The organism is Micromonospora sp. MA102 (genome assembly GCF_025460765.1).
Lineage (GTDB): Bacteria > Actinomycetota > Actinomycetes > Mycobacteriales > Micromonosporaceae > Micromonospora > Micromonospora halotolerans.
Map to the genome: position 1 here is coordinate 1 of NZ_JAMWEG010000024.1, position 24,961 is coordinate 24,961.

Annotated in this window: 19 protein-coding genes and 1 pseudogene; 9 read left to right on the forward strand and 11 right to left on the reverse strand. The window is 74.9% G+C overall.

Annotated features, from left to right (window positions below):
* Both NFX44_RS30385 and NFX44_RS30390 read left to right on the forward strand, forming a co-directional pair.
* A pseudogene (locus NFX44_RS30385) lies at positions 1–126 on the forward strand (hypothetical protein); the annotation flags it as partial.
* Between the two features lie 110 nt (positions 127–236).
* Positions 237–5,147 (forward strand): SCO7613 C-terminal domain-containing membrane protein, encoded by a 4,911-nt coding sequence (locus NFX44_RS30390; RefSeq protein WP_262287034.1) that lies wholly within the window; start codon positions 237–239, stop codon positions 5,145–5,147.
* Positions 5,148–5,222: 75 nt separating this feature from the next.
* Here NFX44_RS30390 and purE read toward each other — a convergent pair whose 3' ends face one another.
* The 3 genes from purE to NFX44_RS30405 form a co-directional block, all read right to left on the reverse strand.
* Complete coding sequence (gene purE, locus NFX44_RS30395; protein ID WP_262287035.1) at positions 5,223–5,714, reverse strand: 5-(carboxyamino)imidazole ribonucleotide mutase; 492 nt, start codon at positions 5,712–5,714, stop codon at positions 5,223–5,225.
* Positions 5,711–6,871, reverse strand: a complete 1,161-nt coding sequence (locus NFX44_RS30400; protein WP_262287036.1) for a 5-(carboxyamino)imidazole ribonucleotide synthase — start codon at positions 6,869–6,871, stop codon at positions 5,711–5,713. The genes purE and NFX44_RS30400 overlap by 4 nt, the downstream gene beginning before the upstream one ends.
* Before the next feature lie 140 nt (positions 6,872–7,011).
* Positions 7,012–7,485 carry a hypothetical protein gene (locus NFX44_RS30405; protein WP_262287037.1) on the reverse strand — a complete coding sequence of 158 codons (474 nt, stop codon included), beginning with the start codon at positions 7,483–7,485 and terminating at the stop codon, positions 7,012–7,014.
* A gap of 102 nt (positions 7,486–7,587) precedes the next feature.
* Here NFX44_RS30405 and NFX44_RS30410 point away from each other — a divergent pair, with 102 nt between their 5' ends.
* Entirely contained in the window at positions 7,588–8,148 is a 561-nt protein-coding gene (locus NFX44_RS30410; protein ID WP_262287038.1) for a PadR family transcriptional regulator, read from the forward strand.
* Here the strand turns inward: NFX44_RS30410 and NFX44_RS30415 are convergent.
* The gene (locus NFX44_RS30415; protein WP_262287039.1) at positions 8,141–10,177 is read right to left on the reverse strand and encodes a thioredoxin domain-containing protein; all 2,037 of its coding nucleotides are present in this window, start codon (positions 10,175–10,177) and stop codon (positions 8,141–8,143) included. The genes NFX44_RS30410 and NFX44_RS30415 overlap by 8 nt on opposite strands.
* Positions 10,178–10,425: 248 nt before the next feature.
* On the opposite strand from NFX44_RS30415, the gene NFX44_RS30420 reads away from it, so the two are divergent.
* Positions 10,426–11,451, forward strand: coding sequence for a phosphatidylinositol-specific phospholipase C domain-containing protein (locus NFX44_RS30420; protein ID WP_262287040.1), 1,026 nt, complete (start codon positions 10,426–10,428; stop codon positions 11,449–11,451).
* Positions 11,452–11,508: 57 nt separating this feature from the next.
* On the opposite strand, the gene NFX44_RS30425 is transcribed toward NFX44_RS30420, so the two are convergent.
* From NFX44_RS30425 to mca, 3 genes are all read right to left on the reverse strand, one after another.
* Positions 11,509–14,004, reverse strand: coding sequence for a bifunctional diguanylate cyclase/phosphodiesterase (locus NFX44_RS30425; RefSeq protein WP_262287112.1), 2,496 nt, complete (start codon positions 14,002–14,004; stop codon positions 11,509–11,511).
* Positions 14,005–14,220: 216 nt separating this feature from the next.
* The gene (locus tag NFX44_RS30430; RefSeq protein ID WP_262287041.1) at positions 14,221–14,514 is read right to left on the reverse strand and encodes a hypothetical protein; all 294 of its coding nucleotides are present in this window, start codon (positions 14,512–14,514) and stop codon (positions 14,221–14,223) included.
* A 48-nt stretch (positions 14,515–14,562) separates the two neighbouring features.
* On the reverse strand, positions 14,563–15,444 hold the full coding sequence (gene mca / locus NFX44_RS30435; RefSeq protein WP_262287042.1) for a mycothiol conjugate amidase Mca: 882 nt from the start codon (positions 15,442–15,444) through the stop codon (positions 14,563–14,565).
* Between the two features lie 214 nt (positions 15,445–15,658).
* On the opposite strand from mca, the gene NFX44_RS30440 reads away from it, so the two are divergent.
* Both NFX44_RS30440 and greA read left to right on the forward strand, forming a co-directional pair.
* Positions 15,659–16,093 carry a DUF4307 domain-containing protein gene (locus tag NFX44_RS30440; RefSeq protein WP_262287043.1) on the forward strand — a complete coding sequence of 145 codons (435 nt, stop codon included), beginning with the start codon at positions 15,659–15,661 and terminating at the stop codon, positions 16,091–16,093.
* Between the two features lie 147 nt (positions 16,094–16,240).
* Positions 16,241–16,741, forward strand: a complete 501-nt coding sequence (greA, locus tag NFX44_RS30445) for a transcription elongation factor GreA (protein WP_091313749.1) — start codon at positions 16,241–16,243, stop codon at positions 16,739–16,741.
* A gap of 131 nt (positions 16,742–16,872) precedes the next feature.
* On the opposite strand, the gene ilvA is transcribed toward greA, so the two are convergent.
* From ilvA to NFX44_RS30465, 4 genes are all read right to left on the reverse strand, one after another.
* Positions 16,873–18,093 carry a threonine ammonia-lyase gene (ilvA, locus tag NFX44_RS30450; RefSeq protein WP_262287044.1) on the reverse strand — a complete coding sequence of 407 codons (1,221 nt, stop codon included), beginning with the start codon at positions 18,091–18,093 and terminating at the stop codon, positions 16,873–16,875.
* Positions 18,090–18,929 (reverse strand): DUF4328 domain-containing protein, encoded by an 840-nt coding sequence (locus NFX44_RS30455; RefSeq protein ID WP_262287045.1) that lies wholly within the window; start codon positions 18,927–18,929, stop codon positions 18,090–18,092. Before NFX44_RS30455 ends, ilvA begins: the two co-directional genes overlap by 4 nt.
* A 148-nt stretch (positions 18,930–19,077) precedes the next feature.
* On the reverse strand, positions 19,078–20,490 hold the full coding sequence (locus NFX44_RS30460; RefSeq protein WP_262287046.1) for an amidase: 1,413 nt from the start codon (positions 20,488–20,490) through the stop codon (positions 19,078–19,080).
* A gap of 16 nt (positions 20,491–20,506) precedes the next feature.
* Positions 20,507–21,649, reverse strand: coding sequence for a cystathionine gamma-synthase (locus tag NFX44_RS30465; protein WP_262287047.1), 1,143 nt, complete (start codon positions 21,647–21,649; stop codon positions 20,507–20,509).
* A gap of 168 nt (positions 21,650–21,817) precedes the next feature.
* Here NFX44_RS30465 and NFX44_RS30470 point away from each other — a divergent pair, with 168 nt between their 5' ends.
* From NFX44_RS30470 to NFX44_RS30480, 3 genes are all read left to right on the forward strand, one after another.
* Positions 21,818–22,231 carry an HIT family protein gene (locus tag NFX44_RS30470; RefSeq protein ID WP_262287048.1) on the forward strand — a complete coding sequence of 138 codons (414 nt, stop codon included), beginning with the start codon at positions 21,818–21,820 and terminating at the stop codon, positions 22,229–22,231.
* 76 nt (positions 22,232–22,307) lie between these two features.
* Positions 22,308–22,970, forward strand: coding sequence for a peptide-methionine (S)-S-oxide reductase MsrA (gene msrA / locus NFX44_RS30475; protein ID WP_262287049.1), 663 nt, complete (start codon positions 22,308–22,310; stop codon positions 22,968–22,970).
* Positions 22,971–23,174: 204 nt separating this feature from the next.
* Positions 23,175–24,959, forward strand: a complete 1,785-nt coding sequence (locus tag NFX44_RS30480) for an N-acetylglutaminylglutamine amidotransferase (protein WP_262287050.1) — start codon at positions 23,175–23,177, stop codon at positions 24,957–24,959.
* Positions 24,960–24,961 lie beyond the last annotated feature (2 nt).

A 24,961-nucleotide genomic window follows, 5' to 3' on the forward strand; every position in this document is an offset into this window, starting at 1 on the left:
CTGGGCTACGAGGTCCTCGGCTTCGACGTCGACACGGACAAGATCGCGAAGCTGAACGCCGGCGAGGTGCCGATCCACGAGCCCGGCCTGGACGAGCTGCTCCGCCGCAACCTGGCCGCCGGCCGGCCCTTTTTGTTGTCCGGAACGCGCCGGCAATTGTCGAAATCCGGGCCCGCTCAAGGCATGCTGCGACTGGGAGGTTCACCGCGCGGGGGCCGACCGGACGGGAGAGTGTCGTGCAGACCTTCAGGTGCGCCTCGTGCGGGCGGGAGATCAAGCCCGCCGTCGCCTGCCCGCACTGCGGCGCCGACCAGCCACAGTGGGCCGAGCACCTGGCCGAGATCGAGCGCTCGATCGCCGAGATGAAGGCCCGCGACGCCGAGATCGCCCGCGAGCAACGGCAGATCGCCGCCAAGATGCAGGCCGCCCTCTTCCAGCGGGACATCCTGGCGCACGCCGGCGAGGAGCGGATCAAGCAGGCCACCCGGCCGCGCCGCGTGCTGCGCCGCCGGCCCGGTCGCCGCCCGCCGACCGCCACCACCGGCGCCCCGCCGCGGGTGCCCCGCCAGGGCACCCCGCCGACCGCCCCGGACGACCTCCCCCCGTCGCCGCCGCGCGGCCGCCCACAGTGGCTCGACGCGGACAACCCGGAACACCCGCCCGAGGCGTCGTCCCGGGAGGTGCAGAACATCCCCCTCGGGCTCGGCGCGCTGCTGCTCGGCATCGCGGCGGTGGTCTTCGCCGCCGTGGCCACCAGCTCGATGGATGCGCTGGCCCGGCTCGGCGTGCTGCTGGTCGCCACGGTGCTGATGCTGCTCGCCCCGCCGGTGGTGGCCCGGCGCGGGCTCACCTCGACCGCCGAGACGATCGCCGCGGTGGGCCTGCTGCTGCTGCCGCTGGCCGGGTACGCGCTCTGGGCCGTCGACCGGGTCGGCGGCGGCACCTCCGGCCCGGCCTTCTCCGGGTCGATCTTCCTGGTCACCACCGTTGTCGCGTTCGGGTACGCCTACTGGACCGGGCTGCGGGCTCCCCGCTTCGCCACCGTGCTGGCCGCCCAGCCCGTGCTGCCGCTGCTGGCGTACGAGCGGATCACCGGGCCGGCCGGGTGGGCGCTGGTGCTCACCGTGGTTGCGGTGGCCGACCTGGCGCTGGCCCGCTCGGCGGTGGTGGTCGAACGCCCCGTCCGGCGTGACCTGCCGAGCCCGCCGCCGGAGCCCGCCCCGCCCCGGCAGCGCGCCGCCGACAGCCGGCCCGAGTCGGACCCGGAGGAGTCCGGCGAGGTGCTCGGCGCGGAGCCGCCGGCCGGCGCGGAGCGGGTCCCGCCGGCCCGACCGGTGCCCTGGCTGCGCGAACTGACCTGGCTGCTGCACGGGGCGGCGGTCGCCGTCGCCCTGGCGTACGCGGTCACCGCCCTGCTGCGCGCCACCACCGTGCCGACCGCCGCCGGGGTGGGCGCCGTCCTGCTGCTCGCCGCGCTGGTCGGGCTCGCCGGGACGCTGGTGCTGCGCCGGCCGCCGCTGCCGGACGTGGGCGCCGGCGTCGTCACCCTCGCGGTGATCGGCGCGCTGGGCCGGGTCGCCTCGGTCGCCTTCCCCGGCCGGTCGCTGCTGCTCATCGCCGCGGTCATCGCGCTCACCGGGTTCGCCGTCCGGGGCGTACCGGAGGCGGCCCGGCGGGGTCCGCAGCTCGCCTCGGCGGTGGCGCTCACGGTCAGCGGCCTGGTCGTGGCCGGCGGCGCGCTGCGCGCCGGGCTGGCCCCGGTCCGCGCCGCGCTTCCCGCCTGGTCGGCGGACCTGAGCGGATGGCACGCCGAGCTGGCCGCGGCGGTCGGCCCCACCGGCTGGCAGCTCGCCGCCAGCGCCCTGCTGCTCACCGTCGCCGCGGTGGTGGCCCTGCCGGCGGAGATCCGGCGTGAGTTCGCGGTGGTCGGCGCCGGGCTGACCGCGCTCGCCGTGCCGGCCTCGCTCGGGCTGGGCTGGGCGACCGCCTGCTGGCCGATGCTGCTGACCGCGGTGGCCATCGGCGTGCTCGGGCTCACCGCGGGCACCGAGCGCGCCGCGGTGGCCCACTCGGTGACCGCCGCCGGGCTGGGGCTGATCGGGGCCGGAGCCGCGCTCGCCCGGCCCGCGCTGACCGCCGCCGCGCTGACCCTGCTGTTCCTGGCCGGCGCGCTGGTCTCGCTGGCGCCCCGGGTCCGGATCGCCGCCGCGGCGGCGGACACCGTCTGCGCCTGGGCGGCCGGCGGGGCCGCGTTCGCGCTGCCCGGCGCGGTGGCCGCGTTCGTCGCCGCCACGGTGCCGACCGTGCCGGCCCCCACCCCGGCGAACCTGCGCGAGGTCACCGTCCCGATCCTCGCGGCGAGCTTCCTCGGCGTGTGCGTCACACTCGGCTACGCCGCCCTCGTCCAGGTCGCCCAGCGGCACCTCACCATGCCGCACGCGCTCGGCACCGTGCTGGGCGCGGTGGCCGTCGCGGCGGCCGCGTTCGGCGCGCCCGGCGCCACCACCGCCGACGCCTGGCTGGGTGGGCTGCTGCTGGTCGCCGCCGCGTTGCTGGCGCTGGCCCCCCGGATCGACGCCGGCCGTCGCGCCGACCTGTCCCTCGACGGGTCCGACCTGGCCCTCGCCGCCACCACGGTGGCGCTCATCGCCACCCTGGTCCGGATCGCGGCCGTGCTGGCCCCCGGCGGCCAGCTCGTGGTGGCCGCGGCGCTGGTCACGGTGGTCGCCGTCGCCGCGCGGGCGATGCCGGAGGAGTGGCGGCGCGGGCCGGTCCTCGGCATCGCGGCCGGCGGCGCGCTGATCGGCCTCATCGCGGCGTGGAGCGCGCTGCGCGGCGGGGTCGGCGTGCTGGCCACGCCGGGCCCGATCTGGGCCGGCGACCTGAGCGGCTGGCCGGCCGCGCCGACCGGCGGGTCCACCTGGCAGGCGCCGGTCGCGCTGGCGCTGCTGGCCGTGGCCGCCGGCATCCTGCTGCCGGCGCCCTGGCGGTACGACGTCGCCGGCGCGGCCGCCGTGCTGGCCACCATCGGCGCGCCGGCCGCGTTCGACCTGCCCTGGTGGTCGCCGGTGCTGGTGGGCGCCATGGTCGCCACGGTGTTCGGGATGGCGGCGGTGGCCGCGGCCGATCCGCGCGCGGCGCTGTCCCGCGCCACGGTGGCCGGGGTCGTCGCCCTGCACGCCGCCGGCGCCGGGCTGGTGCGCCCGTGGACCACCGCGCTGGCGCTGGGCAGCATCGCGCTGATCGGGGTGACGGTGGCCGCCCTGGCCCGGGCCCTCGCGCCGGCGCTCGTGGAGGACGTCCGCACCGAGGGGATGCCGGCGCACCTCGTGCAGGTCGGCGGCGCGGCGGCCGGCGCCGCCCTGCTCGCGCTGCCCGGGGCGGTGGCCGCCCTGGCCGTCGAGTACGACCGACCCCCGCAGGTGGTGCTCACCGCCGCGCTGGCCGCGTCCAGCATCGGCCTGGCCGCGGTGGCGGCGGTCCGCCGGCAGGTTCCGCAGTACCTGCCGTTCGCGAGCGTGGCCGTGGTGGGCGGCGCGACGGTCAGCGCCGCCGCCGCCGTGATCACCCATCTACCCGCCGGGGTGTACGCCGCCGCGGCGGCGCTGCTCGGCGTGCTCGCCGAGCTGATCCGGGCCGCCACCGTGCCACCGGTCGGTTCGGCCCAGCCGATCCGCCGCTGGTCGGTGCTGCTGAACGGGGCGCTGCGCCGCGCGCCGGACGACCCGACCGAGCGGCGCTGGCGGGTGAGCCCGGCGGCCGGTGCGCTCGCCGCGGCGGCGCTGCCCACCGCCCTGGCCCTGGCCACGCTGGCGCCGGCGCTGGTGGTGGCGCTGGTCGAGCCGCTCCAGGTGGTGTCCCGGGTCTGGCAGGGCCCCCCGCCGGGGCTGCTCACCCCGCCACCCGAGGCGGTGGACCCGACGCACGTGCTCACCGCGCTCCTGCTCACCGCGACGGCGGCGCTGGCCGCTGTCGGATTCACCGGCGGCCGGCGGTCCCGGGCCGTGCCGGTGGTCCTGCCCGGGGCGGCGCTCACGTTGCTGATCACCCCGGTGGCGCTCGGCCGCGGCTGGCCGGTGACCGCGACGGCCGGGCTGGCCGTCTTCACCGTCTCGATGCTGGGGCTGGCGCTCACCCCGCCGCCCGCGCTGGCCGAGCCGGCCCGCTCGATCCGGGTCGCCCGGGTGCTGGTGTTCGCCATCGGCCTGGCCGCCGGGAACGCCGGGCTCTCCGGAAGCCTCGCCACCCGGGAGCTGACCCTGTTCACGCTGGGCGGCGCGGTCGGCGTGGGCACGGTCGCCGCCCTCTTCGGCACCACCCAGCGGGCCCGCATCCTCGGCTGGCTGTTCGCCTCGCTGATGGCCCAGCTCTTCGTGCTCACGCTCGGCCTGGTGGCCGGGCTCGCCGCGGTCTGGTCCGCGTTCGGGGTGCTGGCCGTCGGGGCGGCGCTCCAGGTCTTCGCCGCCGCCCTGCCCCGGCTGCGCCGGCCCGAGGCGTACCGGGAGGCGGCCACCGTGGAGTGGAGCGGCCACGCCGCCGCGCTCATCGCGCTGGCCCTGGCCTACGACTCGCCCCGGCACATCGCCGCGCTGCTGGCCGCCTGGGGCGCCGTACTCGGGATGGCGGCCAGCCGCCCGGGCCGGCGGCCGGCGGAACGGAGCCTGCTCATCTGGGGCGTGGTGATCTGCGAGATCAGCGCCTGGTGGATCCTCATGCGGACGGCCGACGTGGCGCTGCCCGAGGCCTACACCCTGCCGTTCGCGCTGCTCGCCCTGCTGGTCGGGGTGCTGCAACTGCGGCACCGGCCGGACCTGTCGAGCTGGGTGGCGTACGGGCCGGCCCTGGTCGCCGCGTTCCTGCCGACGCTGGCCATCGTGCTGGCCACCGAGTCCAGCATGCTGCGCCAGGTGCTGCTGCTGCTCGGCGCCGTCGCGGTGCTGATCTTCGGTTCGACGAGCCAGCAGCAGGCGCCAGTGATCGTGGGCGCCACGGTCACCGCGATCGCCGCAGTGCACGCGCTGGTCAGCCTCGGCCCGTGGCTCGTGCTGATCCCGGTCGGTTTCGTCCTGCTGGTGCTCGGCGCGAGCAACGAGCGGCGCCGCCGCGCCCAGGAGCGCCTCCAGACGGCCCTCCGCGGGATGCGGTGAAACTGGAGGGGTGGGCACTCGCCGTCGGGGGCGGGCAGAGGGTGCCGGGTCCGCGCAGGGGTCCCGGCGGGGGACTCAGGTGAGCGAGGCGCGGAGGGCCTTCTCCTTCTCGGCGACCAGCTCTTCCAGGCTCGCCTGGTAGGCGGCCATCCGGTCGCGCAGCGCGGGGTCGGACGCGCCCAGGATGCGGACCGCGAGCAGCCCGGCGTTGCGGGCGTTGCCGATCGACACCGTGGCCACCGGCACGCCGGCCGGCATCTGCACGATGGAGAGCAGCGAGTCCATGCCGTCGAGATACTTCAGTGGCACCGGCACGCCGATCACCGGCAGTGGGGTGACCGAGGCGACCATGCCGGGCAGGTGCGCGGCACCACCCGCACCGGCGATGATCACCTTGACGCCCCGGTCCGCGGCGGACCGGCCGTACTCGATCATCTTGACCGGGGTGCGGTGGGCCGACACCACGCCGACCTCGTAGGGCACCCCGAACTCGTCCAGCGCCTCGGCGGCGGCCCGCATGGTCGGCCAGTCCGAGTCGCTGCCCATGATCAGCCCGACGGTGCTCACTCGCGCCCCTCCCGCAGCCAGCGGGCGGCTCGCGCGGCCCGGGCCCGTACGTCGTCCAGGTCGGTGCCGAGCACGGTGACGTGCCCGATCTTGCGGCCCGGGCGCACCTGCTTGCCGTACAGGTGGACCTTGGCCCCGGGTTCGGCGGCGAAGAGGTGGTGCAGCCGCTCGTCGATGGAGATGCCGCCCGGCTCGCCGCCGAGCACGTTCGCCATCACCACGACCGGCGCGGTGAGCGTGGTGTCCCCCATCGGGTAGTCGAGCACGGCCCGCAGGTGCTGCTCGAACTGGGAGGTCCGGGCCCCCTCGATGGTCCAGTGCCCGGAGTTGTGCGGCCGCATGGCCAGCTCGTTCACCACCAGCCCGGTGGGCGTCTCGAACAGCTCCACGGCGAGCAGGCCGACCACGCCGAGCGCGGTGGCCAGGTCGATGGCGAGCTGCTGCGCGGCGACGGCCCGCTCCTCCGGCAGGTCGGGCGCCGGGGCGAGCACCTCGACGCAGATGCCGTCCCGCTGCACCGTCTCCACCACGGGATAGGCGGCGACCTGACCGAACGGCGAGCGGGCCACCTGCACGGCCAGCTCCCGGCGCAGCGCCACCCGCTCCTCGACGATCAGCGGGGTGCCCCCGGCCAGCAGGGTGGTGGCCAGTTCGGCGGCCTGGGTGCCGTCGTCCACCATCCAGACGCCCCGGCCGTCGTAGCCGCCGCGGGCGGCCTTCAGCACCACCGGCCAGCCGATCTCCGCGCCGAACGCGAGCAGGTCGGCCGGGGTCTCGACGGGGCGCCAGACCGGGTTCGGCGCGCCCAGCTCACCGAGCCGCTCGCGCATCACCCGCTTGTCCTGGGCGTGCACCAGCGCCTCGGCCGGCGGGAAGAGCTTCACGCCCTCCTCGGTCAGGGTGCGGATGTGCGCGTTGGGCACGTGCTCGTGGTCGAAGGTGACCACGTCGCACGCCTTGGCGAAGGTGCGCAGGGCGGCGAGGTCGGTGTGGTCGCCGTACTGGACGTCGGCGGCGACCAGGGCGGCGCCGTCGTCCGGTGCGAGCGCGAGCACGCGCAGCGACTGGCCGAGGGCGATGGCGGCCTGGTGGGTCATCCGGGCCAGCTGGCCACCGCCCACCATGCCGACGACAGGCAGTCCGGTACGGGAATCCATAGCGCCGCCAGCCTATCGGGACGCCGGCCAGCCCCGGCCGGGGAGGGCCGCCCTGCCGGGGTCCAGACCTCCCCGACGCGGCGAGGAAGGGCCGCCCCGCCGCGGTTCGGGCTTCCCGAACCGGGGTGCGACGGCCCGGGTCAGCTCGTGGCGACGGCGATGCGGCGGGGCGCCCGGGCGATCTCGCGGGCGGTCGTGCGGGCGATCAGCAGCGAACCGATCACGGTCGGGGCGAGCCAGGCGACCAGGTGCCCGCCGGTCATCTGCACGGCGAAGCCGGTGACGAAGGCGATCACCGTGCTGCCCATCAGGTTGAGGTGCCAGATCCGCCAGCCCCGGGCACCGAGGCCGCGCGGCCGGCGCCGGGCGATCCAGAGGCCGCCGACCAGCCAGCCGAGGGTGAGCGCGCCGAGCACGGCCAGCCCCCACAGGCGGCCCGGGTCGTAGGCGAAGAGTCCGAAGGCGCTGAGGCTGAGCCCGAGGGCGGCCCCCGCGTAGACGCGGCCGAGCAGGGTGTGCCGGCCGCGGCGCTTCGGCGCGAGCAGCACGGGCAGCGCCAGCAGCAGCCCGGTGATGCCGCTGGCGGCGTGGAGCACGACGAGAACGGTGTGCACGGGTCCCCCTCCCGCGACATCCCAATGTGGGAGGTCGATAGGGTCCAGCATCGGACCTGACACAATGGGATGTCAAGGAGATTCGCGAAGGAGAACCGACCGATGCCGGACCGGCCGTTGAACGCCACCGCCGCCTCGCTGCTGGGATTCCTGCACGACGGCCCGATGACCGGCTGGGACCTGGTCACCGTCGCCCAACAGCGGATCGGGGCGTTCTGGTCGCTGACCCAGAGCCAGGTCTACCGGGAGCTGACCGCGATGGCGGCCGCCGGGCTGGTCCGGGCCGGTGAGCGGGGCCGACGCGACCGGCAGCCCTACGAGATCACCGAGGCGGGGCGCCGGGCCTTCACCGAGTGGACGGCCCGCCCCCCGGCCGACGAGACGATCCGGTTCCCACTCCTGCTCACGGTGCTCTTCGGCCGGCACCTCCCGCCGGACCGGCTCGCCGGCTACCTCGGCGCGCACCGGGCCGCCCACGCCGCACGGCTCGCCGACTACCAGGCCGCCGCCGCGGCGCTCCCACCGGAGGCGGACGAGATCGAACCGTACGCGGTGGCCACGCTGCGCTTCGGGCTGGCGTACGAGCGGGCGGTGCTGGAGTGGTTCGACGCGCTGCCCGGGCCGCTCCGGCCCGCCGCCGGGGGCGAGGAGCCGGTCACGTGAGCTGGGCGACCAGATCCTCGGCCGTGGTCACCGGCCGGTCGCAGACGAACCCCCGGCACACGTACGCGGTGGGCCGCCCGCCCAGCGCCGGCCGGTCGGCCAGCAACGGCACGCCGGGCTGGTCGGCGCGGCCCGCCACCACCACGGCCCCGGGCGGGGCGTGCCGGAGCGCGGCGGCCACCAGCGGGTCGCCCACCGGGTCGTCGGTCACCACCGCGATCTCGTACGGCCCGGAGAGCAGCGCCTCGCCGACCGTGGCCGCGTAGCCGGTGAACCGGGCGTGCCGGGCGACGATCGGCGCGACCGTCGACAGGGCGGCGTCCGCCGCCTCCCGGTACCGGGTCTCCCCCGTCAACGCCGCGTACGCGACCAGCGCCGCGACGATCGCCGAGCGGCCGGCCGGGGTGGCGTTGTCGGTCGGGTCGGCCGGCCGGGTGACCAGGCGCTCGGCGTCGTCGGCGGTGTCGTAGAAGCCGCCGTCCGGTGCGGCGAACCGGGCCAGCGCCACGTCGAGCAGCTGCCCGGCCAGGACGAGCCATCGCCCCTCGCCGGTCAGCTGGTGCATCGCGCAGAACGCCTCGGCCACGCAGCCGTAGTCCTCCAGCACACCGGCCGGCTCACCGACCACCTTGTCCCGGGAGACCCGGCGCAGCCGACCGTCCACCACGTGCACGGCCGCCAGGTGCTCGGCGGCGTCCCGCATCGCGCCGTCGGCCACGATGGTGACGCCCTCCATGAGGTTGGCGTCCTCGTCCTCGGGGGACGCACGGAGCGCCGCGACCTGCTGGAACTCGGCGATCGCGGTGATCGCCAGCCCGTTCCAGGCGGCCACCACCTTGTCGTCGCGGGCCGGCTGGGGGCGGGTGTCGCGCGCCGCGAGCAGCCGGCCCACCACCTCCTGCCAGCGCCGGCGCACCGCGGGGTCGGCGTCGTCGATGTCCCGGGCCAGCCTGAGCACGCTGGTGCCGTGCTCAAAGGTGCCCTGCTCGGTCACCTCGAACAGGTCGGCGGCGAAGCGGCCGTCCTCCTCCCCCAGCACCTCAATCAGCTGCTGCGGGGTCCAGACGTAGGTGAGGCCCTCGACGCCCTCGGTGTCGGCGTCCAGCGCCGAGACGAAGCCCTCGCCGGCCCGGTGCAGCTCGTCGGCGAGGAACCGGGCCGTGTCGCGGGCCACCCGCCGGGCCAGCCGGTCCCCGGTGAGCCGCCAGAGCTGGGTGTAGACCCGCAGCAGCAGGGCGTTGTCGTAGAGCATCTTCTCGAAGTGCGGCACCGTCCAGTGCCCGTCCACCGAATAGCGGGCGAAGCCGCCGGCGAGCTGGTCGTGCAGGCCGCCGCGGGCCATGGCCTCGCAGGTGTGCCGGACGATCTCCAGGCTCCGGGGCGAGCCGGTGCGCTGGTGGTGCCGGAGCAGGAACAGCAGGTTCATGTGCGGCGGGAACTTCGGCGCGCCGCCGAAGCCGCCGTTCGTCTCGTCGTACTCGGAGGCGAGCTGGTCGGCGGCGGCGTCCAGCACCTCGGCGGTGAGCGGCGCGGTCAGGCCGCCCACGGCCTGCGCGCCGCCGATCGCCTCGACCACGGCGGCGCCCTGCCGGAGCACCGCGTCCCGCTGGTCGCGCCAGGCGGTGGCGACCGAGCCGAGCAGCCGGACGAAGTTCGCCCGGGGAAAGTAGGTGCCGCAGAAGAACGGGGTGCCGTCCGGCGTGGCGAAGACCGTCATCGGCCAGCCGCCCTGGCCGGTCATGGCCTGGGTGGCCGTCATGTAGACGGCGTCCACGTCGGGCCGCTCCTCCCGGTCGACCTTGACGCAGACGAAGTCGTCGTTCATGAGCTGGGCGACGCCCTCGTTCTCGAAGGACTCGTGCGCCATCACGTGGCACCAGTGGCAGGCCGCGTAGCCGACCGAGATGAGCACCGGCACGTCGCGCCGTTTCGCCTCGGCGAACGCCTCGTCGCACCAGGGCCACCAGTCGACCGGGTTGTCGGCGTGCTGGAGCAGGTAGGGCGAGGTGGCGTCGGCGAGTCGGTTCACCTGACGACCATATCGAGCGCACTGCGACCGCGCGGCTGTCCGCCCCCGAAGTTGGACATGAAGCGCGCGACGCAGGTGGTGCGCCGTCACGCCCAGGGCCAGGGAACGACACCCGGGGGCGCTGCCCCGTTCGGCCCCGATGTGGGTGACGCGACCGCGGGACACGATCCGTCCTTCCGATATTCATCTTTGTTGATTTGAATCAGCGCATGCCCGGCGGCCGCCGGGCCGTCCGAAGGAGACGGTTCATGCGCAGACTCCCCGCCCTGCTCGCCCTCGCCGCCCTCGCCGGACCGGTGCTGGCTCCCGGCACCGCGACCGCCGCGATCCCGCCGGAGACCCGGTACTCCGCCACCACCGGCGTCGGGGTCCACAACGCCTACGAGCGCGGCACCTACCCCTACCTGGCGCAGGCGCTCGACGCCCGGCCCGGGCTGATCGAGCTGGACGTCTGGCCGGACGTGCTGACCCGGCAGTGGCGGGTCAGCCACTCCAACCCGCTGGGCAACGACAACAACTGCGTGGCCGCCACGAGCGCCGCCCAGCTCTACGGCGGCACGCGAAACCGGAACCTGGAGCACTGCCTGGACGACATCCGGCTCTGGCTGGGCGCCCACCCCGACGCCGGCCCGCTCGTCCTCAAACTGGAGCTGAAGACCGGCTTCAGCGGGCGTACCGGGCAGGGGCCGGCCCAGCTCGACGCCGTGCTCGCCGCGCGGCTCGGCGACCGGGTGTTCCGCCCTGCCGACCTGCTCGGCGGCCACGCCGGCCTGGACGCCGCCGCGCGCGCCGACGCCTGGCCCAGCCGGGCGCAGCTCTCCGGCCGGGTGATCGTCGAGCTGATCCCCGGCACCGTCGAGGAGGGCAACCCGACCGACACCCTCTGGACCGACGTCGAGTACGCCCGCCACCTGGCCGGCCTCGCGGCGGCCGGCACGCTGGGCACGGCCCGCGCCTTCCCGGCCGTGCACCGGGCGCAGGCCGGCGACCCGCGCACCCGCTACGCCGACGCGAGCCTGCGGCCCTGGTTCGTGCTCTTCGACGGCGACGCCACGGCGTACGTCACCGGAGGCGTCGACACCGCCTGGTACGACGCCAACCACTACCTGCTGGTGATGACCGACGCGCAGAACGTCCCGCCGGCGGTGGGCGCCGGCGACGCCGACGCGGCGGCGGCCCGGGTGGCCGAGCTGGCCCGCGCGCACGCCAGCATCGCCTCCGCGGACTGGGCGGCCCTGCCCACCGTGCTCGACGACGTGCTGCCCCGCGGCTGACCACACGATCGGCCGATCCGCGCCGCCGGGGCGAGCGGCCCCGGCGGGGCGGGACGGTCAGGAGGCGCCGTCGGCGCGCAGCGGAAAGACGTTGCCGCGCGCCGTGGCCGCGAGCGACCCGAGCACCGCCCCGATCTTGTCCGCGGGCATCGGCTTGAAGAAGTGGTAGCCCTGGGCGGCGGTGCAGCCCAGCTCGGCCAGGGCGGCCCGCTGCTCGGCGGTCTCGACGCCCTCCGCCACGACCCGCAGCCCCAGCTCGTGGGCGAGCCCGACCGTGGTCCGCACGATGGCGGCGGCCTCCGGCGAGTCGGCCATCCGGAGCACGAAGGAGCGGTCCACCTTCAACTCGTCGACGGCGATCCGGGTCAGGAAGGTCAGCGACGAGAACCCGGTGCCGAAGTCGTCGACGGCGAGCTGCACACCCATGGAGCGGAGGGTGGCCAGCACCTCGTCGATGACCTCCAGCTCGCTCATCACCACCGTCTCGGTGATCTCCAGGACCAACCGGTGCGGCGGAACCTGGTGCTGGCGCAGCGCCTCGCCGATCTCGGCCGGCAGCCGCGGGTCGAGCAGGCTGCGCGCCGACAGGTTCACCGAGATCGGGATGTCCAGCCCTTCGCGCGCCCAGTCGGCCGCCACCGCGAGGGCCTTGTCGAGCACGTAACGGGTGAAGGTGCCGAGCTGCTCGCTGTTCTCCACCGGCCGGATGAAGTCCGCCGGGCCGAGCCAGCCCCGGCGCGGGTGCCGCCAACGGATCAGCGCCTCCACCCCGGTCGGTGCGCCGGTGGCCAGGTCCACCGCCGGCTGCAACGCCAGCACCAGCTGGTCGTCGGCCGCCAGGGCCTCCCGCAGCTCCGCGAGCAGCGCCAGGTGGTCGGTGCTCGCCGCGTCGCGGGAGCTGTCGTACGCGGCGACGCTGCCACCGCCCTCCTTCGCCTGGTACATGGCGATGTCGGCCCGGCGCAGCAGCTCGGTCAGGTCGGCGGTGCCCGCGTCGGCGACCACCACGCCGACCGCCACCTCGACCGACATGCGCACCCCGGCCACCTCGGTCGGCGCGGCGAGCCGCTCGGCGATCTCCCGGGCCTGGCGCAGCGCGTACGCCAGCGGGGCGGCCCGGTCGTCGACCACCGGCACGGTGGTGAGCAGCAGGGCGAACTCGTCGCCGCCGAGCCGCCCGAGCAGGTCGCCCGGACGGGCCAGGGTGGTCAGCCGGCTCGCGGCCAGCCGCAGCAACTGGTCGCCGGCCGCGTGCCCGAGCGTGTCGTTGACCTCTTTGAACTGGTTGATGTCGAGCAGCAGCAGCGCCACCGGGTGGTCGTGGGCGCGCTGCCGCAACGCCTGGTCGCCCTTGGCCAGCAGGGCGGCCCGGTTGAGCAGCCCGGTGAGCTGGTCGTGCACCGCCTCGTACGACGAGCGGGCGGTGACCAGCCGCAGCTCGCGGTGGGTCGCGGCGTCGTGCAGGGCGGCGGCCAGCGCATCGCCGAACGCCGCGACGCCGTCGTGTTCCCGGGCGGTGGGCGGGGCGGACCGGGGGAACCGGACCCGGAGCTGGCCGACCTCGGCGCTGCCCACGGTGAGCCGCCGGACCAGTTCGTGCTCGCCCGCCCCGGTGGCCGACGGTGGCTCGACCTCGCGGTCGCGCACCTGCGCGCCGGTGTCCGCCCGGTAGCGGTGCCAGCGGGCGTCGCCCCGCGCCACGTCCACCTCGACCAGCTCGGCGCCGAACAGGGTGAGCGCCCCGGTCACCGCGGCGGTCGCCACGCCCCGCTCGTCGAGCTGGTTGAGCGCGGCCGTCGCCTCGGCGAAGGCCCGCCACGTCCGCCGCTCCTGGTCGGCCCGGAGCCGGTGCCGGTAGGTCTGCTGGAGCAGCCAGAGCGGCGGCGGCAGGAGCAGCAGCCAGCGGGGGTCGACCTCCAGCAGGGTGACGACCACGAGGCCGACCGCCACGTTGCCGACGAACATGAGCAGCTTGCCGCGGAGTGCGGCGAGCAGCGGCGGCCCGATCGGGATGCCGTGCAGCAGGGCGAGGCTGGCGCCGCCCAGCCAGGCGGTGGTGAACAGGTAGACGACTGCGGCGGCGGCCAGCGCCAGGGCCAGTTCGGGGGTGGGCGCGGCGAGCAGCGGCCGGCCGAGCGCACTGGCGACCGCGGTGGCGAGCGCGGTGGCGGCGGTGAGCGAGCCGGCGATCCGGATCAGCTCCAGCGCGGGCCGGCGATCGGCGACCAGCGACATCGTCGTCCACGCGGCACCGGTGCCGAGCAGGGCGGCGGCCGGCAGCCAACCGGCCGGCACCAGGTAGAGGCAGACGACGAGGGCCGCCTCGCCCCAGGTGATGCTGACCATGCCCGAGGCGGTGCGGAAGCGCAGCCGGGCGAGCTGGGCGACACCGAACGCCGCGACGGCCACGCCGAACCGGGCGAAGCCGGGCAGCGGGTCGTCCGGGGGCAGGTGCGCGGGGATGGTGAGGCCGACCACGGCGGCCACCACGGCGGTGACCGCGACGGCGGAGGTCAGCAGCAGCACGCCGACCGGAGTGCCGCGCAGGCCCAGCCGATCGGGGGGATCCCCGGCCCGGCCGGAGGTCACCGACCCACCCCGTCAGGCGGCGACCCCGGGGCACGGTCGGGGGCCGTAGTTGCCATCGACATCGGCGCCCCCCTTCCGCGCACGGCTCAGGGCCTTTCGGTCCCCCCGGCGGAAGGCTAAGCCAAACCCGGTGGTCGCAACAGGGGTTGACGACCGGCTTCGGCGTGATTCACGCGGTGTTCAGCCGTTCCGGCGCTGCTGGGAGCCGTTGGGGCCGTCTGTCGGTGAATCCTGCGCGGCGGTCCCGTCTGTCGGATCAGCGACTGTCGCATCGGTCCGGCCCGGCTCGGCCGGGCCGCCCTGCTTGGGAAACCGGTCGGGCAGCCGGCGCAGCCGGGCGTTCATGTTGCGGATCAAAAGGACGGTGACGATGGCCAGCGCCACGATGAGGAAGAGGCCCATCGGGCCGGCCAGACCACCCGTGCGGGTGTCACCGAAGTTGTTCTCCGCGAGCACCTGGGCGGTGGTCAGCATGGTGTTCCTCCGATGTGCGGCTGACCACCAGCGTAGCCCGCCCGGGAATCAACGGGCATGGCACGTCTCGCGCACCCCGGCGAAGAGGTCCGACTCGGGCAGCGGGCTGTCCACCAGCGAGCGGGCGAGCTGGAAGTCCTCGGTCGGCCAGGCGCGCTGCTGCAGGTCCATGGGCACCTGGAACCAGAAACCGTCCGGGTCGATCTGGGTGGCGTGGGCGCGCAGCGCGTCGTCGCGGACCGGGAAGTATTCGGCGCAGTCGACGCGGGTGGTGATCCGCTCGCCCTTGTCGGGGCGATCCTCCCAGCGCTTCATCCACTCCCCGTACGGCGACTCCAGGCCGGCGGCGAGCATCGCCTCGTGCAGGGCCAGGATCTTGGCCCGCGAGAAGCCCACGTCGTAGTAGAGCTTGAGCGGCTGCCACGGCTCGCCCAGCTCGGGGTGGCGGTCCGGGTCGCCGGCGGCCTCGAAGGCGGCCACCGTCACCTTGTGGGTCATGATGTGGTCGGGGTGCGGGTAGCCGCCCTCCTCGTCGTACGTGGTGACGACGTGCGGGCGGAACTGGCGCATGAGCCGCACCAGCGGGGCGGCCGCGACCTCGACGTCCTCCAGCGCGAAGCAGCCCCCCGGCAGCGGCGGCAGCGGGTCGCCCTCGGGCAGCCCCGAGTCCACGAAGCCGAGCCAGGCCTGCTCGATGCCCAGGATGGCCCGGGCCGCGTCCATCTCGGCGCGGCGGATGTCGCCGATGTTGGCCCACACGTCGGGCCGGTCCATCTTGGGGTTGAGCACACTGCCCCGCTCGCCACCCGTGCAGGTGACGACCAGGACATCCACCCCCTCGGCGACGTATTTCGCCATGGTGGCGGCGCCCTTGCTCGACTCGTCGTCGGGATGGGCGTGCACCGCCATGAGCCGCAGCTGTTCTGCCACCTTCGGCGCTCCTCGTCTGTGCCCAACCGGGCCCGGCCCGCCCGGGCCCGCCCGGCTGACCTGCCGGAATCTCCCCCCGCGCCCGCGAAAGCCCCCGTGGTGGCCGATCGGCGGCGGGGCCGACCTGCCATTCTTGACTCAGCGCCGGGCTGGGAAGATGGACTTTGCCATTCTTGCCGATGCCGCCGACAACAACGCCAGGAGATACCCGCCGGTGAGCGAGACGCACGCCACAGTCCCATCGGGCGCACCGGTCTTCCCGCCCGGCCGCTACGGCCGCCGCCGGGAGCCGGGGCGCCGCCGTCCCCTCCTGCTCGTGCTGGTGGCGGCCGTCCTGCTGGCGCTCCTCGGGCTGGTCGCCGCCCGGCTCTACAGCCAGTACGGCGACCCCGACTACCGCGCCGAGCTGATCACCTACACCGACATCACCGACTCCCGGGTGGTGGTCGACTTCCGGGTGACGGTCCCGGAGGGCGGCTCGGCGACCTGCCTGCTGCGGGCCCGCTCCCACGACGGCGCCGAGGTGGGCCACGTCGAGGCCACGGTGACCGCCCCGCCCGGCGAACGCCACGTCCGGGCCCGGCAGGAGGTGCCCACCACCGCCCGGCCCTTCATCGGCGAGGTGCTGCGCTGCCGACCGGCCGGCTGAGCCGGCAGCCCGGCGAGCCGCCGGGACACACGCACCCCGGGTCCCACCGCCGGCACCCGGGGTGATCGGCGACACCTTGGCCCGGCCCGCACTGGTAAATTGGTAGTTCACCTGTCAGCCAGTCCGCACCAACCGAGGAGATCGCCTGTGTCCACCAATGACAACGAGGCGCCCGCCACCTGGCTGTCCCAGGACGCGTACGACCGCCTGCAGGCCGAGCTCGACGAGCACATCGCCAACCGCCCGGTGATCGCCGCCGAGATCAACGCCCGGCGCGAGGAGGGCGACCTGCGGGAGAACGGCGGCTACCACGCCGCGCGCGAGGAGCAGGGCAAGGCCGAGGGCCGCATCCTCTACCTGAAGGAGCTGCTCCGCACGGCCAAGGTCGGCGAGGCGCCGACCGCCGACGTGGTGTCGCCCGGCATGGTCGTGACGATCTACTTCGACGACGACGCCGACGACACGGAGACCTTCCTGCTCGGCTCCCGCGAGATCGCCTCCACGACCGACCTCACCGTCTACAGCCCCGAGTCCGCGCTCGGCAAGGCGATCCTGGGCGGCAAGGCGGGCCAGACCTGCACCTACACGGCCCCGAGCGGGGCCGACATCAAGGTGACGGTCGTCAAGTTCGAGCCGTTCTCCGGCTAGCCGCCAACCGGACCCGCGCCGGATGGCTCGGGTCCGACCCGACCGAGGCTGACAGGCTCCTCGGACCCGAGCCGGAACACCCCGACCGCCCCGACCGGCACCGTCCGGCCGGGGCGGTCGCGTCTCAGGGCTCACCCCTCGCCGGCGAAGACCACCTGGTAGCCGCTCGCCCGCAGGGCGCTGATCAGGGTGTCCGAGTGCTCGACACCGCGGGTCTCCACCGACAGCCCGACCTCCACCTCGCCGAGCCGCAGGTGCGGGTTGGCGCGCTGGTGCACCACGTCGACCACGTTGGCCCGGTGCTCGGCGATCTCACCGAGCAGGGAGGCGAGCTGGCCCGGCCGGTCCGTGCAGCGGACGGTGATCCGCAGGTAGCGACCGGCCGCCGCCAGGCCGTGCTCGATCACGCGCAGCATCAGCAGCGGGTCGATGTTGCCGCCGGACAGCACGGCCACCACCGGCGCCTGGACCTCCACCACCCCGGCCAGCAGCGCCGCCACGCCGACCGCGCCGGCCGGCTCCACGACCTGCTTGCCGCGCTCCAGCAGCATCAGCAGCGCCCGGGAGATGTCCTCCTCGGAGACCGTGACGATCTCGTCGACCAGCTTGCGGACGTGGGTGAAGGTCAGCTCGCCGGGGCGGCCGACCGCGATCCCGTCGGCGATCGTCGAGAAGAAGGGCAGCCGGACCGGCTCGCCGGCCTTCAGCGAGGGCGGGAAGGCGGCGGCGCTCGCCGCCTGCACCCCGATCACGCGTACGTCGGGACGCAGCGCCTTGGCGACCACCGCCAGGCCGGAGATCAGCCCGCCGCCGCCCACCCCGGTCACGATGGTCTTCACGTCCGGGCACTGTTCGAGGATCTCCAGGGCCACGGTGCCCTGACCCGCGATGACGTCCCGGTGGTCGAACGGGTGGATGAACACCGCCCCGGTCCGCTCGGCGAAGGTCTGCGCCGCCACCAGCGACTCGTCCACCGTGTTGCCGACCAGCTCGACCTGGGCCCCGTACCCCTTGGTGGCGGCCACCTTCGGCAGCGGCGCGTTGACCGGCATGAAGACGGTGGCGTGCGTGCCGACCAGGCCGGCGGCGAGCGCGACCCCCTGGGCGTGGTTGCCGGCGCTCGCCGCGACCACCCCGCGTTGCCGCTCCTCGGCCGAGAGCCGGGAGATCCGCACGTACGCGCCGCGCACCTTGTACGACCCGGCGCGCTGCACGTTCTCGCACTTCAACCAGGTCGGCCCGCCGAGCGCGGCGCTGAGCGGCCGGGACGGCTCCAGCGGGGTGGTGCGGGTGACGCCGGCGAGCAGTTCCCGCGCGGCCTGTACATCGGCGAGACCGACCAGTTCCGTCATGCCCCGATCGTGCCACCCGGGGCCGGTGGAACCTGCGGCGACGTCACCGACGGAGCTGTCGCCACCTGGGGCGACACGCCGGTGACGGGCTGCGTCGGGTGGCCGGAGGCGGTTCCGGGCGCCGGGAGGACCGCACCGGGCAGCGGCCAGCCGGGGTGGGCCGGCCAGACCGGGACCGCCCGGGCGATGCGGTCCTGCTGGGCGGCGGAGATCCGCCGGATCAGCACCACGAAGGAGAGCCCCGCCACCAGCACGGCGACGACGGGGATCAGCCGCGGGCCCAGCGCGTCCTGGTAGAAGCGGACGTATGTGCCGAACTCCACGTCGTTGCGGGGCCACTCGGTGAGCTGGGCGTACCGCTGCTCCTCGCTGCGGCTGACGATGCGGTCGCCGACAATGAACACCAGCCAGGCCGCCCACCAGACGCCGACCAGCACGGGCGTGCTGCGCCGCCACATGCTGTTCCGGGCCACGCTCGCCACCACCCGGGCCGGCACGACGAGGTTGGCGATCGGCACCAGCCAGCCGGCGATCGCCCAACCGGGACCCAGCGCCGGCTGGGCGCCCGGGAACGCCTCGATGTTCTTCCGCGCCCGCCAGGTCCAGACGATGACCAGGATGGCGGCGACCAGCAGGGCGACGAGGTAGGGCAGGACGAGCAGCACCTCGGCCACGGCCGCGCCCATCAGCAGGTCGCGGTCGGTCTGCTCGGCCGCCGCGCGGGCGATGCGGACGCCGATCAGGGGGAACAGCGCGCCCGGCAGGTAGAGCACGGTCGCCGCGCCGACCGCGACGGCGGCCGCCGTGCCGAGGCCGCGGACGGCGTACGTGGACACGCCAGGCAGCACCGCGGGCTGGCCGGGGAGCGTGCCGCAACGCGGGCACGCGTTGTCGGCCGGGGACACGGCGTCCCCGCAGGTCTGGCAGTGCATGTCGACCGTCCGGGTGGTGTGCGCGGGCAGGAGGTGCGCACACGCTAGACGATCATGCGCGTGCCGGCGACCCCGTCCCGACCCGGGGGTAGCCGGGGGCGTGCCGCTGCCACGGCGCCTGCATCTCGAACTGGCCGGCGACGCCGAGCAGCAGCAGCTCCGAGCCGGGCGGGCCGACGAACTGCACGGCGACCGGCAGCCCGTCCGGGCGGCGGCCGACCGGCACCACGATCGCCGGCAGCCCGGCGATGTTCCAGGGTGCGGCGTACGGGGCGTACCGGATGTTGGCCTTCATGTTGGCCAGCCAGGAGCGGCCGGACCAGCCGGCGGCCTCCGGCGGCGGGCCGGCCAGCGCCGGGGTGAGCAGCAGGTCGACCGAGTGGTCGGCGAAGAAGTTCACCGACCGCTCGCGCCAGGCGGCCCGGTCGGCCTCGCGCACGTACCCCCGGCGCTGCGCCCACTCGCCGAGCGCGACGTGCCGGCGGCTGCGCCGCTGCAGGCCCCGCCGCTCCACGCCCGCGGCCTGCACCTCGGTGGCGGCCGCGGCGAACCAGGTGGCGATGCCCTGCAGGCCGAGCCGGGTCGGGTAGACCGGGTCGGCCGGAACGGTGTCGTGCCCGGCGACGGCGAGCAGCCGGCCGGCGGCGGCGACCGCGTCCCGGTTCGGCGCGTCCGGCGAGACGCCGCGCACCGGGGAGCGCAGCGAGACACCGACCCGCAGCCGCGGCGGCGGGACCAGCTTGTCCGGGCGGCGCCCGGCCAGCACCGAGAACCCGACCACCGCGTCGGCCACCGTGCCGGTCAGCACGCCGTGCTCGGTGAGGCCGAACCAGTCGTCCGCGCCGAGCTGGCACGGCACCACGCCCCGGCCGGGCTTCAGCCCCACCAGGCCGCAGCAGGCGGCCGGGATGCGGATCGAACCGAGGCCGTCGTTGCCGTGCGCCATCGGCACCAGCCCGGCGGCCACCGCGGCGGCCGCCCCACCGGAGGAGCCGCCGGGGGTCCGCGCCGGGTCCCAGGGATTGCGGGTCACCCCGGTCTCGTCGTCGGTGAGGGCCCAGAGGCCCAGCTCGGGCATCCGGGTCACCCCGAGGATCACCGCGCCCGCGCCGCGCAGCCGGCGGACCACCTCGTGGTCGGCCTCCGCCACCGGGGTGCGCATCGCGGCGGACCCGTTCCACGTCGGCAGGCCGGCCACCGCGGTGTTCTCCTTGACCGCGACCGGCACGCCGGCCAGGGGGAGGTTGGCCAGGTCCTCCTGCTCGTCGACCTTCTCGGCCTCGGTGATCGCCTCGCCGCCGCGTACCGAGCGGAACGCGGCCAGCTCGGCGTCGGCCCGGGCGATGTGGTCGAGGTGGTCGGCCACGACCTGGGTGGCGGAGACGTCACCCCGGCGCACGCCCCGGGCGATCTGCTTGGCGGTCGCCCCCACCCAGGTCGTCGGCATGATGTCCTGCACGGCCATCCTCCCCAGCCAGCGGTCAGCCCAGCGCCTGCTCCAGATCGGCGAGCAGGTCGTCGACCGTCTCGATGCCGACAGACAGTCGCACGAGATCGCCGGGAACTTCAAGCGGCGAGCCGGCAGCGCTCGCGTGTGTCATCCGTCCCGGGTGCTCGATCAGGGATTCGACCCCGCCGAGCGACTCGGCGAGCACGAAGAGCTTCGCCCGGTTGCAGATCTCCACGGCGTGCTCCTCGCCGCCCGCCGCCCGGAAGGAGATCATCCCGCCGAACCGGCGCATCTGCTTGGCGGCCACCTCGTGACCCGGGTGCGCCGCCAGGCCGGGGTAGAGGACCTGCGAGACCTTGGCGTGACCGTCCAGGTAGGCGGCGATCCGCTCGGCGTTGTCGCAGTGCCGGTCCATGCGTACCCCGAGGGTCTTGATGCCGCGCAGGGTGAGCCAGGCGTCGAACGGCCCGTTCACGGCGCCCATCGCGTTCTGGTGGTAGCGCAGTTCCTCGCCGAGCGCCCGGTCTGCCGCCACGAGGGCGCCACCGACCACGTCGGAGTGTCCGCCGATGTACTTGGTGGTGGAGTGCACCACCACGTCCGCGCCGAACGCGATCGGCTGCTGGAGGTACGGCGAGGCGAAGGTGTTGTCGACCACCAGCAGCGCGCCGGCGTCGTGCGCGACGGCGGCCAGCGCGGCGATGTCGGCGATGCCGAGCAGCGGGTTGGTCGGCGTCTCCACCCAGATGATCCGGGTGGCGCCGGGACGGATCGCGGCCCGCACCGCGTCCGGGTCGGAGACCTTCGCCGGGGTGTAGGCCAGCCCCCAGCGTTCGGCCACCTTGGCGAACAGCCGGTAGGTGCCGCCGTACGCGTCGTCCGGGATCACCACGTGGTCGCCCGGCTTGCAGACGGTCCGCAGCAGGGCGTCCTCGGCGGCCAGGCCGCTGGCGAAGGCCAACCCCACCGGCCCGCCCTCCAGCGCCGCCAGGCACTCCTGGAGCGCGTCCCGGGTCGGGTTGCCGGAGCGGCTGTACTCGTAGCCCTGCCGGGGCGCGCCGACGGCGTCCTGGGCGTAGGTGCTGGTCTGATAGATCGGCGGGATCACCGCGCCGGTGCGGGCCTCCGGGTCCTGACCGGCGTGGATGGCGAGCGTCTCGAAGCCGTGACTCATTCCCGAGACGTTAGTCCGCCCGCCCGTCCCACCGCCCGGAACCCGCCCGGCACTCGCGCCGGCTCACCGTCTGGATGTTGGTGAGGTGCCGTTCCGGGTGAACGGGGAAGTCACCAAGATCGGCGCGGGGAACCGGCGACCTCGGGGGTGAGCGCCTAGCCTGGGCGGGTGGCTGGGTGCGTGTTCTGCGGGATCGTGGCGGGTGAGGTGCCGGCGTTCCGGGTCGCCGACGAGGCGGACGGGGTGGCCTTCCTGGACACCCGGCCAGTGTTCAAGGGGCATGTGCTCGTGGTGCCGCGCACCCACCTGGTCACGCTGGCCGACCTGCCGGCCGACGCGCTACCAGGCTACTTCCGGCTGGTGCAGCGGCTCGCCGTGGCCATGGAGGCCGGCCTGGGGTCCGGTGGGACGTTCGTGGCGATCAACAACAAGGTGTCCCAGTCGGTCCCTCACCTGCACACCCACGTCGTGCCGCGGACGAAGGGCGACGGGCTGCGTGGCTTCTTCTGGCCGCGGACCCGCTACGCCGACGACGCGGAGGCCGAGGACTTCGCGGGCCGGATCGCCGCCGCGCTCGCCTGAGGGCCGGGACCGCGGGTAAGGAACCCGGGACCGGCGCTGTTGCACACGCTGGGAAAGCCAAGAGAGGAGTCCCACCGTGTTCCTTCGCCGCATCAAGGCCGAGATGATCTCTCCCGACCAGGCCCTGCCGGGCCGTCCGATCGCGATGCCGATCGCCGACCGGCACGAGGTGCTGCCGTCCTCGTTGAAGGGTCCCTTCCCCGAGGGCGCGCAGGTCGCCGTCTTCGGGATGGGCTGTTTCTGGGGCGCAGAGCGGCTGTTCTGGACCCTCCCGGGCGTCATCACCACCTCGGCCGGCTACGCGGGTGGCTACACCACGAACCCGACGTACGAGGAGGTCTGCTCGGGGATGACCGGGCACGCCGAGGTGGTCCAGGTGGTCTACGACCCGTCGCGGATCAGCTACGAGGACCTGCTCAAGGTCTTCTGGGAGAACCACGACCCGACCCAGGGCATGCGCCAGGGCAACGACGTCGGCACGCAGTACCGGTCGGCCATCTACGCGACCACCGACGAGCAGTTGGCCACCGCGCAGGCCTCGCGGGACGCGTTCGCGCCCATCGTGGCCCGGGCCGGCAAGGCTGAGATCACCACGGAGATCGCCCGGCTCGGCGACTACTACTTCGCCGAGGACTACCACCAGCAGTACCTGGCGCCGACCAAGAACCCGAACGGGTACTGCAACCACGGTCCCAACGGGCTGAGCTGCCCGGTGGGCGTGGCGCGCACCGCCGGCTGACCGACCCGACGAGCGTTTCCCGGGCCTGCGGGGTTTGTCACACCGCGGGCCCGGCCCGATTCGGGCACCCGGACCGCCGGGCCACCGGATCTTCGCCCAGGCCAGCCGCCGATTCGGCGAGGTTGCGCATCCTAGCAAAGACGTAACGTCCCCGACATCAGCTCAACAGGCGAACTGCAACAACCTCTGGCAGCATTGCGCGGCATGTGCGGACTGGCAGGAGAGTTCCGGCGGGACGGATCGCGGGCCGACGTCGCGGCGGTGGAGCGCATGGCGGCCACCATGAGCGACCGGGGCCCCGACGACAGCGGGGTCTGGTCCCAGGGGCCGGTCGCCCTCGGTCACCGCCGCCTGAAGATCATCGACCTCTCGGCCGCCAGCGGTCAGCCCCTGGTCGACCCGGCCGCCGGGCTCACCGGCGTCTTCAACGGCTGCATCTACAACTACCGCGAGCTGCGCGAGGAGTTGCAGGCCCGGGGGCACCGCTTCTTCTCGGCCGGTGACAGCGAGGTCGTCGTCAAGGCGTACGCCGAGTGGGGGCTCGACTTCGTCGACCACCTGGTCGGCATGTTCGCGGTCGCGATCAGCGAACGCGACACCGGCCGCCTCGTGCTGGCCCGGGACCGGCTCGGCATCAAGCCGCTCTACCTGGCCGAGAGCCCCGGCGTGGTGCGCTTCGCGTCGACCCTGCCGGCACTGCTCGCCGGCGGCGGCGTCGACACCGGCATCGACCGGGTGGCGCTCGCCCACTACCTGAGCTTCCACAGCATCGTGCCGCCGCCGCGGACCATCCTGCGCGGCGTCGCCAAGCTCCCCCCGGCCACAGTCCGGGTGTACGAGCCGGACGACACCGCCCACGACCGGGTCTACTGGGACCCGGCCTTCACCCGCGCCGCCGAGCGGGCCGGCTGGTCCGAGCGGGACTGGCAGGACGCCCTGCTGGAGTCGCTGACCACCGCCGTCCGCCGCCGGATGGTGGCCGACGTGCCGGTGGGCGTGCTGCTCTCCGGCGGGCTCGACTCCAGCCTCGTGGTCGCGCTGCTGGCCGGCGAGGGGCAGTCCGGGCTGGCCACCTTCTCCATCGGCTTCGACGCGGTGGGCGGCCGGGAGGGCGACGAGTTCGTCTACTCCGACCTGGTGGCGAAGACCTTCGGCACCGACCACCACCAGATCCGGGTGCCCACCGGCGACCTGCTGGCGCCGCTGGAGGCCGCCGTCGCCGCGATGAGCGAACCCATGGTCAGCCACGACTGCGTGGCGTTCTGGCTGCTCAGCCAGGAGGTCGCCCGGCACGTGAAGGTGGTCCAGTCCGGGCAGGGCGCGGACGAGATCCTGGGCGGCTACCACTGGTACCCGCCGCTGGCCGGCGTCGACCGGGAGCTGGCCCTGGAGACGTACGCGTCGGCGTTCTTCGACCGCGACGCGGCCGGCCTGGCCCGGGTGCTCAACCCGGCGTGGCTGGCCGACGGCGACCCGGCGCGGGAGTTCGTGGCCGCGCACCTCGGCCGGACCGGGGCGCAGACCGCGGTGGACGCCGGCCTGCGCATCGACACGCAGGTCATGCTCACCGACGACCCGGTCAAGCGGGTGGACAACATGACCATGGCGCACGGGCTGGAGGCCCGCGTGCCGTTCCTCGACCACGAGTTCGTCGAGCTGGCCGCGAGCTGCCCGCCGGAGCTGAAGCTGGCCCAGGGCGGCAAGGGTGTGCTCAAGGAGATCGGCCGGCGGGTCCTGCCGCACGAGGTCATCGACCGGCCGAAGGGCTACTTCCCCGTTCCGGGCCTCACCCACCTGGAGGACAAGCTCCTCGACCGGGTACGCGACGCGCTCACCGCGCCCGAGGCCCGCCGCCGCGACCTGTTCCGCGCCGACTACGTCGACGCGCTGCTGGCCGACCCGAACGCCGAACTGACCCCGTTGAACGGAAACAAGCTGTGGCAGCTGGGACTCCTGGAAATGTGGCTCCAGAGCCACGGAATCGACTGACC